This is a genomic window from Pseudoclavibacter sp. 13-3 (assembly GCF_021168475.1).
GTDB lineage: Bacteria > Actinomycetota > Actinomycetes > Actinomycetales > Microbacteriaceae > Pseudoclavibacter_A.
This window is the reverse complement of the sequence record NZ_JAJOZT010000002.1, coordinates 122,596-135,486: the sequence shown is the minus strand read 5'-3', so window position 1 is coordinate 135,486 and position 12,891 is coordinate 122,596. Positions and strand designations below refer to the sequence as shown.

The following is a 12,891-nucleotide window of genomic DNA, read 5'->3' as shown; positions in this document are numbered from 1 at the left end:
ATGATGCCATGTCTGCAATATCTCTGAAACACATTCGTAACGCACACCCCCGGATGGTCGACCATTGGGGGCTTTCACGAGATTTTCTCGGGGCCGTCACGCCCAGAACCATGCGATCCACACAATCATCGGCGCCCTGCATCAAGAACACAGATACACTTCTCATGCAATATCAATGAAACCAACTCGCAACACGGGATGCGTAGGCTCGGCCCAGCTGAGGAGGGCACATGGGTGTGAATTCGGAGATCTCGATCGCGCAGTTGGTCTACTTCGTGCACGCTGCCGAGAACGGCAGCATGACGGCCGCTGCCGACGAACTCTACGTCGCGCAGTCGGCGGTCTCGACGTCGATCAGCCTGCTCGAACGCCGACTCGGCACGACGCTGTTTCTGCGCAAGCGGGCGAAAGGTCTCGAACTCACCGCAGACGGCCGCGAACTGCTGATCCGGGCCCGCCAGATCCTGACCTCCATCCGTGACGCAGTCGACTCGGTGAATCCCAATGCCCTGAGCGGCGTGCTCGAGACGGCCTGCTTCAAGACGCTGGCCCCCTTCTATCTGCCACCGATCTGGGCGCGCCTCTCAGACGCCTGCCCCACCCTGCAGGTGAAGGTGACCGAGCTGTCGTGCCCAGAGACGCTGACCGCGCTGAAAGACCGCCGCATCGACGTGGCCCTCACCTATGACATCATCGCCGACGCGGCCGTGCACTTCGAGGTGCTGCAGGAACGACCGGCCTACATCGGCCTCGCCAGCAACCACCCGCTGGCCTCGCGCTCGGCGATCTCGCTGCGCGAACTGGCCGACGAGCCGTTCATCCTGCTCAACCTGCCCGCCAGCCGGGAGTACTTTCTCAACGCGTTCACCTCGAACGGCGTCGCGCCCAAGATCAGCTACGAGTTCGAGAGCTTCGAGACGGTGCGAGGCATGGTCGCCGGCGGGCACGGCTACACCCTGCTCAACCAGGCCCCGTCGCACGAGCTCACCTACTCGGGTCTGCCCATCGCGGCCGTGCCGGTGCTCGAGCCGGTGACTCCCCTGAATGTGGTGCTCGCCTACCGCACGGGCGAGCGCCTCACCGCGAAGGCCCAGGCGTTCACCTCGATCTGCCGCGAGGTGGTGCATCAGGCCGGCGCACTCCCTGTGCTCTAGCCCGAGCAGCGCCCGAACAGTTCCGGGCACGCTCCCAGGCCCAGACCCAGCATCCCCTCAACCCAGCATCCCCGGCCACCCACATTGCAGAAATGATCGCCGCCGCCGCCGAGTTCGCAAAAATGCGCGTCAAATAGCCGTCTCAACCCGGCATCTTCGCAATCTCGACGGCCCCGAAGGCAATATCCGCAATTTCAGTGGCCAGGAACAGCACCGCGGCCGCAATGTCATCCAGCGTGCCCGGACACCCAGTCCACGGGCCCGCCACCGCAGCACCGGCACGACGGCTAGAATCAGTGGCAGTGCAACGACTCGGCGCAGAGGATTCGTGCAACGACCCCGTGCAACGACCCCGTGCCACGACCCAACGCAACGATGAGGGAGTATCCAGTCATGTCCAAAGTTCTTTCGGCGCTTCCGGTGGGCGAGCGCGTCGGCATCGCCTTCTCAGGCGGCCTCGACACCTCGTGCGCAGTCGCGTGGATGCGCAGCAAAGGCGCGATCCCCTGCACCTACACCGCTGACATCGGTCAGTACGACGAGCCCGACATCGAAGGCGTCGCCGGTCGCGCGAAGCAGTACGGCGCCGAGATCGCGCGTCATGTGGATGCCAAGCGCGCGCTGGTCGAAGAGGGCTTCGTCGCGCTGCAGTGCGGTGCGTTCAACGTGCGCTCGGCCGGCAAGACCTACTTCAACACCACCCCGCTGGGCCGTGCCGTGACCGGTACTCTGCTGGTGCGTGCGATGAAAGAAGACAACGTCGAGATCTGGGGCGACGGGTCGACCTACAAGGGCAACGACATCGAGCGCTTCTACCGCTACGGGCTGATGGCCAACCCGGCGCTGCGCATCTACAAGCCCTGGCTCGACAAGCAGTTCGTCGCCGAGCTCGGCGGTCGCCATGAGATGAGCGAGTGGCTCGTCGCGAACGGGTATCCCTACCGCGACGCCACCGAGAAGGCCTATTCGACCGACGCGAACATCTGGGGCGCGACGCACGAGGCCAAGAAGCTGGAGTTTCTGAACGCCGGCCTCGACACCATCGAACCGATCATGGGCGTCGCCGCCTGGCGTGAGGATGTCGAGGTCCTGACCGAAGAGGTGTCGGTGCGCTTCGAGGCCGGTCGCCCGGTTGCGATCAACGGCGTCGAGTTCGACGACCCGGTGGCGCTCGTCTACGAGGCGAACACCATCGGCGGTCGCCACGGCCTGGGCGTGAGCGACCAGATCGAGAACCGCATCATCGAGGCGAAGTCGCGCGGCATCTACGAGGCGCCCGGCATGGCGCTGCTGTACGTCGCCTACGAGCGTCTCGTGAACGCCATTCACAACGAAGACACCATCGAGACCTATCACAACGACGGCCGCCGTCTGGGCCGCCTGATGTACGAGGGCCGCTGGCTCGACCCGCAGTCGCTGATGCTGCGCGAGTCGCTGCAGCGCTGGGTCGGCTCGGCGATCACCGGTGAGGTCACCCTGCGCCTGCGTCGCGGCGACGACTACACTATTCTGAACACCGAGGGCCCGAACCTCAGCTACCAGCCCGAGAAGCTCTCGATGGAGCGCACCGTCGGCGCGGCCTTCGACCCCGAAGACCGCATCGGCCAGCTCACCATGCGCAACCTCGACATCGCCGACTCGCGTCAGCGCCTCGAGCAGTATGCTCAGCTCGGCCTGGTGCAGGGCGAGACCGCAGAGCTGCTCGGCGAGCTCAAGAGCGGCGGGGCGAACGAGATCGCCAGCGCCGTCAGCGATGTCGACCCCAAGGCCGACAAGCTCGGCCTCTCGGCGGCGTTCGACACCGGCACCGACTGATCAGCACCGGCTCATCGCCAGTTACTGATCGGCGCCGGCTGATCGGCACTGTCTGATCGGCACTGCCACAGAGCGCGTGCAGCTGCGCTGAAGTGCCCAGCTGCACGCGCTGACTGTCGCCGTCGAAAGCTGCTGTCAACGCCCCGCGGCGCCTCTGCTTGTGCAGGCGCCTCGGGGCGTTCTGCATGTGCTCCCGGGTATTTGCAGCGCCGCACTGCTGCACCGCCCGGCTCAGCTTGCCGCAGCCCAGCCCAGCTCCCCCGGCCGCAGCCAGCGCCCCCGCCCGGCAGCAGTTCAGCAGCGCACCCCACCACAATCTCCTCAGCCACAACACAAACCACGCAGCAATGCCTTGATTCTGCGCAAATATGGTGCAAACCGCGGAGATTGCGGTGTCAACCCCGCCCTTACGTCGCCCCCAGCCCTACTGCTCGCTCAGATACGCATCCAGTCGGGCGAGCAGCACCTCTCGCTTGCCGTCATCGACCCAGCTGATCTCGAGCGAGTTGCGCGCCAGCAGCGCGAGGTCATCGCGGGTGAGCTGCTTCTTCTCGGCGAGCGCCAGCATGTTGTCGACGACGTAGCCGCCGAAATAGGCCGGGTCGTCAGAGGCGATCGACACCTTGACGCCGTCGTGCAGCAGCTGCACGATCTCGTCGCCCTTCATGTCTGCGGTGACGAACGAGTTCGAGACGGGGCAGCAGGTGAAGCCGATGCCGCGCTCTCTCGCTTCGGCGACCAGGGCGGGGTCTTCGACGATGTTCGTGCCGTGGTCGATGCGTTCGACCCCGATGGTGTGCAGCACGGTGCGAATGTGGTCGATCGACCCGACCTGGTCGATGTCGCAGTGCATGGTCAGGCGGTAGCCCAGCTCGCGAGCGCGGGCGAACACCTCGGCGAACTTCTCGGGCGGGTTGTCGCGCTCGTCAGAGTCGAGCCCCACGCCGACGATGCGGTCTCGGTACGGCGCCGACGCCGTGAGCGTCTCCATCGCCGACTCTGCCGACATGTCACGCAAGAAGCACATGATCAGCGCGGCGTCGACGCCGAGCGAGGGGGCATCCTGCACAGCGCGCCACAGCCCGTCGATGACGGTCTTGAACGAAACACCGCGGCTGGTGTGCGCCTGCGGGTCGAAGAAGATCTCGGCGTGCACGACGCCGTCGGCGGCGGCGCGGCGCAGGTAGTCCATGGCCAGGTCGTAGAAGTCGTCTTCGGTGACCAGCACGTTCATCGCCGGATAGTAGACGGCGAGAAAGCTCGTCAGATCGTGAAACTCATAGCTGGCCTGCACCTGCTCGACGGTCGTCTGCCCGATGTCGACCCCGTTGCGCTGCGCGAGCCGCAGCTTCAGCTCGGGTTCGAGCGTGCCCTCGATGTGCAGGTGCAGTTCGGCCTTCGGCAGCCCGGTGATGAATTCGCGTTCGGTGGATGTCATGGTTCGGTTCTCCGTCTCTGTGCGTTCTCTGCCTTGTGGTTCTCATTGCCGCGTCTGTCATGTTTCACGTGAAACCGCCTGCTGAGTGGGCGCCCAGCGCGCATCCGGTCTTGCCGTGGCGCTGGCCCCATTCGTCGCGTGCAGCACGAGCCAAATCCCCGACATTGTGACCGCTGCAGCCGCAAACCCGGTCAGGGCCCCATTGAGGCCACCGATGAGCACGCCTGCGATCGGCAGCAGAAATTGCAAGGCGGTCTCTGTCAGGCGCCCGGCCAGCAGACGTCGACCGGAGAACTGCCCCCGCGCGACAAGATACGCAAAATACGACACAGCGTTGCCGAAGACGTAGAACGCCGCTTGCAGCGCGTGTGCGGCAACGTCACCGAGCACACTGGCGGGAAACAACTGCAGTGCCGCGATGACATGAAGCAGCACATAGGCCGCTCCCGCGAGCGCGCCGGCGAAGATGCCGAGCATCAACACCCATGGCAGACGGACGACAGTTCTCGAGCTGAGGCGCGATATGCGGGGCCTGATCGGGTCGAGCAGAATCTGAACAGGCGACCCCACGCTTCCGGTGGCCCGGTAGATGCCGAACTGCGACAGAGGCAGCCAGATCAGCAGCGTGATGGGGGCGAGGCTGCCCCCGGTGTCGTACAGCGCGGTATCGCCCAAGAGCGGCAGGATGACACGTCGATGCTGTCGCCCCCAGCGCAGCGCTCGGCGAGGCCCGCCCAACGAGATCGGCAAGAAAACCATCAGACCGGCGACGTTGGCGAGGGCCCATCCGGCGAGCACCTTCTGCAGCGCGTCGTCTCTCGTGGCGTCGAAGATCACCTCGATGACGACCGTGATGAACACGACCGCTGCCACAAGGTCGCTGACGAAAACCCGCCACCCGATGCGGCCGTGCATCACCCAGGCGTAGCGGATCGCCCCGCGAAACACACCCGCGAACACCGCAACTCCAGCGCAGACCCAGATCACGGCATCCCCAGTGAGCAACGCGGCGACGATGCAGGCGAGCAGCCCGCCGATCAGGGCGACCCACGAGACGGCTGCAGTAAAGTCGCGTCGATCGACTGGGTGCGTCACGGTACTGACCCGCAGCATCACATCGCACGCGCATGACAGCGCGGCCGACCAGGTCACCAGAAAGCAGGTGTAGATGATGGTGAAGGTGCCCGACTGCGACGAGTCGAACGCCAGAAACGGCACCAGAGGCACCAGTGCTGTGCTCAACGCCCCGGTCAACGAGCTGAGCAGGTAGCGGCTTCTGGGTACGGCAGCAGCCTCCGCGGAAAGCCCGTGCACCGCCACCGGCATTGATTCGGCCATAAGCCAAGAGTCTACTGGGGCTCTGTGTGCTTTGACTGTGTCAGGCGTTCGACACGTAGCCCGCAAGCGTCATCATCTAGACTGGGCCTTTGCGGCGACCAGAGTCGCTTGATCAATTCTCGATCTCGACAATGCAGTAAGGTGCCATCTCGTGACCAGTGATTCACTCGCAGGCATGACCCGTCCGGGGCACGGGCACGGCCTCTTCGACGTCTTCCGCCGACGCCACCTACTCGCGCTGCTTGTACGCAAGGATGTGCAGATCAGGTACCGAGGCTCGATCCTCGGCTGGTTCTGGTCGTTTCTCAAACCGGCTGCTCAGTTCTTGGTCTATTTCGTAGCCATGGGCCAGTTTCTCGGACTGAACCGGGGCATGCCCAACTTCGCCATCTATCTCTTCTCGGGCCTGCTGGTGATCAACTACTTCAACGAGGCCTTCGGCAACGGCACACGCTCGATTGTCGACAACGCCGCACTGATCAAGAAGATCTACATGCCCCGGGAGCTCTTTCCCACGGCATCGTCTCTGATCGCCTTGGTGAACTTTCTGCCTCAAGTAGTCGTGCTTCTCGTCGTATGCCTGTTGGTCGGCTGGCACCCATCAGCGGCACAGATCGTCGCCCTGCTCTTCGGCATCGTGATCATCTTCGTGCTCGCACTCGGGCTCTCTCTGCTGTTCGGGGCCATCAATGTGAGCCTCCGCGACGCGCAGAGCATCGTCGAGATGATCTTGATGTTCACCACGTGGCTGTCTCCCGTGCTGTACAACACCAATCTGGTGCGCGACGCCCTGCCCGACTCTCTGTACTTCATCTACCAGCTGAACCCCATCACAAGTGCCGTCGGCATGTTCCACTACGGGTTCTGGGCGCCGACCACTGATCAGTCGCCCGAGACCATGGCGCTCATCGGCGACCACATCCTCGTGTACGGGGCCTACGGGCTCGTGGTTTCGCTCGTCTTTCTGTTCATCGGCCAGGCGGTGTTCCGCAGACTGGAGAAGAACTTTGCCCAGGATCTCTGATCTCAGCGCGATAACGCCGCGTACCGCTATCGCGTTCGACCACGTCACCAAGCAGTTTCATCTGCGCCACACACACTCGATGAAAGAGACCGTGATGGCGCGGCTCAAGGGCAAGCAGATCAGCGACGACTTTCTCGCCATCGATGATGTCAGCTTCACCATCGAGCAGGGAGAATCTGTCGCCCTGCTCGGCCTGAACGGCTCGGGCAAGTCGACTTCGCTGAAGCTCATGAGCGGCGTGCTCGTGCCCACCGGTGGCCAGGTGCTCACCAGAGGTCGAGTCGCCGGCCTGATCGAGGTCGGCGCAGGTTTCCACCCGGATCTCTCGGGCCGAGAGAACGTCTTTCTCAATGCGGCCATCCTCGGCATGTCACACGAAGAGACCGAAGCCCGCTTCGACGACATCGTGGCCTTCTCAGAGATCGGCAGATTCATCGACACCGAGGTCAAGCACTACTCGTCGGGCATGTTCGTTCGCTTGGCCTTTGCCGTCGCCATTCACACTGAGATGGATACGCTGCTGGTCGACGAGGTCCTTTCCGTCGGTGACGAGCCCTTCCAGAAGAAGTGCTTCGGCAAGTTTGAAGAGTTGAAAGAGCAGGGCAAGACGCTCGTCGTGGTGAGCCACGACTTGGAGTCGGTCAAGAAGATCTGTGCGCGCGGCTTTGTGCTTGAGCACGGCAGAGTGAGATTCGATGGTGACGTGAATGGTGCGGTCGCCAAGCTACGAGCATAACGCGAGCAGAACTGGTCGGGCGTACTCCGGGCTGACAGTTCTGAGTACCGGTGGCTGTGCATGCCGGGCGGTCAAGCGGGTAATCTGGCTTTCATGGCTCTCACGTCCCGAAAGAAGCGTTCGCTTCTCGTCTTGCTGATCGGGGTTGTTCTGCTTCTCGTCGCCTTCGCCGTGTTTATCATCGCGCAAGGGCAGGAAGATCCGAGCGTCTCCACCTCTGGGACTCCCGCTGTCAGAGCAACAGCATCAGCTTCCGAGCCTCCCACTGCCGAGGCCACAGCCTCTTCCGCGTCACCCTCGACTTCTCCCTCCAGCGACGATGGCACGCGTGGAGACGACGGACCACGCGACTCCCCCGTCCCTGCTCCTTCTCAACAGGGCGATGACGGCCGACGTATCGCGGCCGTCACGCTCACGTCTTGGGGCATGTCCAACGACCAGCTGGAGGCCTCAGGTTTCATTACCGGCGTAGTCGAGAGCTCCGGAACATGTACCCTCACAGCTTCTGACGGCTCCTCATCGTTGTCGGCTACAGGGCCCGGCAACCCGGCGGCAAGTACCACTGCATGCGCTGAAGGCCTCGCCATTCCCCCCAACAGCTTGCACTCGGGCACTTGGAAGATAACGATCACTTACTCCTCTCCAGAGTATTCCGGCACTTCTGAGCCCCAGACGATTGAGGTGGAATGAGCAACACACGAAGGTTTATGATCGCATTCATATCCTCGCTGAGCCTGGCCGTTGCTGCCGTTCAGATGATCGGCGGAGTTCCGTCGGACACCGCGTTGGCGGCGAACGCACAAGACTACGACGCAGGCAATATCATCTCCGATGCCAATTTCTATGACAGCAATGCACTGACGGCTGATCAGGTGCAGTCATTCCTGAATGAGCGCGTTCCGACCTGCCACCCCGAGTGGGACAGCAACCCCGCAGACATCACCTGTCTCAAGGATTACCGCACTGCAACCGTCACCAAGTCTGCCAACGCTTACTGTTCCGGGTACCAAGGCGGCCTCACACAGTCAGCAGCACAAATCATCGACGGCGTCGCCAGAAGCTGCGGCATCAGTCAGAAGGTGCTGCTCGTCATGCTGCAGAAGGAACAGGGGCTGGTGAACAACGTCTACCCCAGTTCGTACCGTTACCGATCGGCGATGGGCATGGGCTGCCCTGACACCGCTGCCTGCGATGCGCAGTACTACGGCTTCTTCAACCAAGTCTACGGTGCCGCACAGCAGTACAAGATCTACCAGGCGAAGCCCTCGAGCTATGCATACCAAGCTGGTCGCAACAACTACATTCAGTGGAGTCCCAATGCGAGTTGCGGCGGCTCCACCGTCTACATTCAGAACCAGGCCACGGCGGCCCTGTACATCTACACACCCTATCGTCCGAATTCCGCCGCCCTGGCAGCGGGCTACGGCTCGGGAGACGGATGCTCGACTTACGGCAATCGGAACTTCTTCCTGTACTACAGCGACTGGTTCGGCAGCCCGACACAAAGACCACCAATCGTCGGAAACGTCGACGAACTCAGCGTCCAGGACACCGATGCAGGGGCTTCCCTACGCGTGCGCGGGTGGACATATGATCCGACGACCTCGGCGAGCAGTATCCAGCTGCACGCGTACATCACCCGCATCGACGATGGCAGCCGCAGTGGCACTCCTTTCAGCGCCAACGGGGCAAGACCTGATGTGAACGCTGCCTTCAGCATCACCGGGAGCCACGGTTTCGACGTTGCTATTCCGATCACCAAGACCGGCACGTACCAGATCTGCCTGTATGGCGTAAACAGCAGCCGGAACACGCTTCTGACCTGCCAGACTCGCGCACTCACAGAGCAGGCCTCCCCCCAAGGTTCCTTTGACGAGCTGTCGCTCGGCGAGAACGGGAACACCAACGGTTTCCTGAACGTTCGGGGCTGGGCTTATGACCCGGCCACTTCTGCCACGTCAATCCCAGTGCACGTGTACGTCACCCGCCCCGACGGCACCACAGCCGGTTACTCCACGATCAACGGCACACCCTCAATAGCCAACCAGGCCAGACCCGACGTCAACGCAGCATTCACCATCACCGGCAACCACGGATACAACTTCCAGATACCCATCACCCAGACCGGAACCTACAAAGTCTGCACTTACGCAATCGGCACCAACTGGCGCAACACGGGCAACAACCCCCAAATCGGATGCAAGAACGTCACAACAGGTGCGGCGGCGGCCCCGCGAGGATCATTTGACGAGCTCTCGCTCACCTCTGACAATGCCCTGAACGTTCGGGGCTGGGCTTATGACCCGGCCACTTCTGCCACGTCAATCCCAGTGCACGTGTACGTCACCCGCCCCGACGGCACCACAGCCGGTTACTCCACGATCAACGGCACACCCACAATAGCCAACCAGGCCAGACCCGACGTCAACGCAGCATTCACCATCACCGGCAACCACGGATACAACTTCCAGATACCCATCACCCAGACCGGAACCTACAAAGTCTGCACTTACGCAATCGGCACCAACTGGCGCAACACGGGCAACAACCCCCAAATCGGATGCAAGAACATCACAACGAAGTAGATCAGTATGTCACGTTGCTTGTACCTATGAGAGGGTTGCTGCCAGCCCCTCTCCATGACATACCTATCGCGAAGACCTGCACACTGTACGTCCCGTGCTGAGTGACGGGGATCGTCAGATCCAACCCATGGTTTCCGGCTATGCCGAAGTATGTGTTTACGTCTTGGCGCTGTTGATCTGCCACAATCGCTACTGATTGAATCGTCGAGTAGCCGGTCGTCTTCCCCGCTGGATCTCTGACGTAGACATGCACCGGAATGGACTGTGATGGCAATGCAGGGTCGAATGCCCAGCCGCGAATCTGAATACCGGCTCCGTCATCTGTAGCGGCCGCCTTCACCTCATCGACTACTCCGCGTGCAGTCACCGACGCCAAGGCATTTGTCGTCGTGCATCTTGCGTCAGAGTGCGCGTCGCCGTTCACCGCTGCATAAACACAGATCTCGTAGGTGCCTGGCCGACTCACGGCGATGGTCTCATCGAAACCATGCGTGTCTCCAGGGGAGTAGCTCGTCTTGAAAGCCTTCCCCACATCGCTGCGGTCCTTGTCTGCGGTGAACCGATAGCCTGCGCGGCTTCCGTCCTCCAACCGCTTCACATAGACATCGGTATTAATCGGGCGCGACGGGTCGCTGACGTCAAATGCCCAACCTCGCACACGTATTGTTCCGCTGGCCCCTGCATCGCGAGTCGTGATCTCATCTGTCGAACTGAGAAGTCGAATTCCTCGGTCAAGAACAGCGGACGCACCTCGTGGTTGCACTTCAGTTTCTTTGCGCACGAGTGTCACCTCAAGTGACTCGATTCGCAGTGACTGACCGGTGGTGCCCGAGACTTGTCCGTTCTTGGACCATCCCATCCAGCCGACATCCTGAACGTGCACACGGTAGTACAGATCGTACTTGTCCGCTAACTCTCCGGTGACTTTCAGCTGTAAGGCTTCCACCCTCAGGCTCTTTCCGACACTCCCGACCGGTTGGCCACCATCCTGCCACCCAGTCCAACCCTGGTTCTGTACGTGTGCATTTCCTACCACAGAACCGGCGAGTGGGGATCCGGCCGTCTGAAACTTCACGGCTTCTAGCCGCAAAGACCGACCTGTGCTTCCAGACTGCATGCCATTGGTCGCCGGGAACTGCCAGCCGACATTCTGCACATGGGTCGAGTAAGTAAGCTGTGTGCTGTCTTCGACAGGAACACCGTCGGGCAGCCCATAGACTCCGTCCAGATACGCGACACGCTTGGCTATCCAGTTACTCAGGTACGTCTGACTACCACTAACTGACCGCACTCCGTCAATCGAGTATTTGCCCGCCGCAGGCCACTTCTTCTCATTCGCAGCAGCAGACTTCTTGTTCGCGGCCAAGATCACGTCGAGATTACTCGGGAGCTGCGCAAGCGCTTCACCTACTCCCCCTGCCTTATTGTAGAGTTCGCGAAGCCTGCTCTCGAACTCAGGGTGTTGCGCAAGTTGACGAAACCAAGCGTTGCCGCTCCCCACGAGTTGGGCAGCATTCTTGGCATAGTTGGTCGTCTCATCCATACCAGGTTGACTGTACAGTGACCAGTCATAGTCCCAGATCGGGCCGATGTGGAGCAGATCGTCCTTGCCATCCATATAGAAGAAGACACTCGTAGCGGTCGAATCACGATTCTCCGTCAGTTCGACGATGAAATAATAAAGTGCAAAGGAATCGATATCGATAAGCTTCTCTATGTCTGTCCATCTTGGACTCGGATCAGACAGAGCCTTGTCCAGCGCATCGACCTTGTCTTGAAAGCTCGTCCAGCCCACTTGTGTATCTGCATCGAGAGTTCCATCATCGGCACCGTTCTTTGAATCTTGGAGTACGAACAGAGTACCGCTCTTTGTCCGATGCCCATGAGGCTCACCCGAACCGCGGAGCGTGTCCAGTTCGACCAGCACCCCATCCTTGTTCTTTAGATTGACTCGATCCTTGCCAACCTCCACTTTGTCGGTCAGGAGATAGTTCCCCAGGTACTCACCATTGATCACAAGATCAACGTAGGCTGCTGGTGGCGAATACGTCATACCTAGGCGCTGGCCAAGGTCATAGATCAGCTTGTTTCGCGCCATAGATGCGTCCAAATGATTCGCCAACAACACCCACGACTTCGCCCCCTTGTCCTTGTCCAGACCGAGCAAATTGACCTTTTCCGAAAAGGAGATCTGATAGGGCTTCTTTGCACCATCCCAAGTTGAATTGCCTCGACCCCGAATCGTGACATCTGTCGCATTGAGATTATTCGAAGCAGTAATGGGGTCTTGAACAGATACGGTAGACCCCCCGAACTTTGGCCATGATCCATTTGTACGCTTGCTGGAGTTCAGATCGGCAAGTGTCTTTCCTCCACCCATGGAAATGCTCAGCAAAGGGATGTCGTTCTGTGGGGTCGCCTGGTATGCTTTCGCGGCGCTTCGCCCTTGAGGTGCCGATGGACCGTTGGACTCCGCCTGCACCTCGCGCAACTGTTCTGGCGTAAGTTCTGGGTCGCTTTCGCCCGCGGTTGATTCTGTGCGTCGATCCTCAGTGGCATCATCGCCCTCAGTCGGCAGCGAGCTCGTCTCACTTTGACTTGGTGATGACAAATCATCTGCATCATCAGGTGCGGCATGCGCGGAGATGCCGACCCCTGAGACGAAGACTGAGCACAGGACAATCACCGCGCCCAGGCGCCCAAGACGCGAAAACCTCGATGTTACGTATGGATACACGGCGCCCCCTCCGGGAAAGTCACAGATCTCGGTGTATCTTAGCGCCATATAGGCGTTACCCATG

Annotated in this window: 8 protein-coding genes; 5 read left to right on the top strand and 3 right to left on the bottom strand. The window is 61.1% G+C overall.

What is annotated here, in order from left to right; genetic code table 11:
• Positions 1-230: 230 nt before the first annotated feature.
• Positions 231-1,154, top strand: a complete 924-nt coding sequence (locus LRX77_RS04195; protein WP_231831670.1) for a LysR family transcriptional regulator — start codon at positions 231-233, stop codon at positions 1,152-1,154.
• Positions 1,155-1,547: 393 nt separating this feature from the next.
• Positions 1,548-2,969, top strand: a complete 1,422-nt coding sequence (gene argG, locus LRX77_RS04190; protein ID WP_231831669.1) for an argininosuccinate synthase — start codon at positions 1,548-1,550, stop codon at positions 2,967-2,969.
• A 424-nt stretch (positions 2,970-3,393) separates the two neighbouring features.
• On the opposite strand, the gene add is transcribed toward argG, so the two are convergent.
• Together add and LRX77_RS04180 are read right to left on the bottom strand one after the other, a co-directional pair.
• Positions 3,394-4,407, bottom strand: a complete 1,014-nt coding sequence (gene add / locus LRX77_RS04185) for an adenosine deaminase (RefSeq protein ID WP_231831668.1) — start codon at positions 4,405-4,407, stop codon at positions 3,394-3,396.
• A 57-nt stretch (positions 4,408-4,464) separates the two neighbouring features.
• Positions 4,465-5,745 (bottom strand): hypothetical protein, encoded by a 1,281-nt coding sequence (locus tag LRX77_RS04180; RefSeq protein ID WP_231831666.1) that lies wholly within the window; start codon positions 5,743-5,745, stop codon positions 4,465-4,467.
• Between the two features lie 151 nt (positions 5,746-5,896).
• Here LRX77_RS04180 and LRX77_RS04175 point away from each other — a divergent pair, with 151 nt between their 5' ends.
• From LRX77_RS04175 to LRX77_RS04165, 3 genes are all read left to right on the top strand, one after another.
• Positions 5,897-6,769 (top strand): ABC transporter permease, encoded by an 873-nt coding sequence (locus LRX77_RS04175; protein ID WP_331716132.1) that lies wholly within the window; start codon positions 5,897-5,899, stop codon positions 6,767-6,769.
• The gene (locus LRX77_RS04170) at positions 6,753-7,505 is read left to right on the top strand and encodes an ABC transporter ATP-binding protein (RefSeq protein ID WP_231831664.1); all 753 of its coding nucleotides are present in this window, start codon (positions 6,753-6,755) and stop codon (positions 7,503-7,505) included. Before LRX77_RS04175 ends, LRX77_RS04170 begins: the two co-directional genes overlap by 17 nt.
• A gap of 686 nt (positions 7,506-8,191) precedes the next feature.
• Complete coding sequence (locus LRX77_RS04165) at positions 8,192-10,090, top strand: hypothetical protein (RefSeq protein WP_231831663.1); 1,899 nt, start codon at positions 8,192-8,194, stop codon at positions 10,088-10,090.
• A 1-nt stretch (position 10,091) separates the two neighbouring features.
• Here the strand turns inward: LRX77_RS04165 and LRX77_RS04160 are convergent, their stop codons facing one another.
• Positions 10,092-12,890, bottom strand: coding sequence for a CotH kinase family protein (locus LRX77_RS04160; protein WP_231831661.1), 2,799 nt, complete (start codon positions 12,888-12,890; stop codon positions 10,092-10,094).
• Position 12,891: the final 1 nt, after the last annotated feature.

What these genes read in the sequence shown, in the direction of transcription:
- LRX77_RS04195 (WP_231831670.1), top strand. Translation starts at nt 231, where the DNA reads ATGGGTGTGAATTCGGAGATCTCGATCGCGCAGTTGGTCTACTTCGTG.
- argG (WP_231831669.1), top strand. Translation starts at nt 1,548, where the DNA reads ATGTCCAAAGTTCTTTCGGCGCTTCCGGTGGGCGAGCGCGTCGGCATC.
- add (WP_231831668.1), bottom strand. Translation starts at nt 4,407, where the DNA reads ATGACATCCACCGAACGCGAATTCATCACCGGGCTGCCGAAGGCCGAA.
- LRX77_RS04180 (WP_231831666.1), bottom strand. Translation starts at nt 5,745, where the DNA reads ATGGCCGAATCAATGCCGGTGGCGGTGCACGGGCTTTCCGCGGAGGCT.
- LRX77_RS04165 (WP_231831663.1), top strand. Translation starts at nt 8,192, where the DNA reads ATGAGCAACACACGAAGGTTTATGATCGCATTCATATCCTCGCTGAGC.
- LRX77_RS04160 (WP_231831661.1), bottom strand. Translation starts at nt 12,890, where the DNA reads ATGGGTAACGCCTATATGGCGCTAAGATACACCGAGATCTGTGACTTT.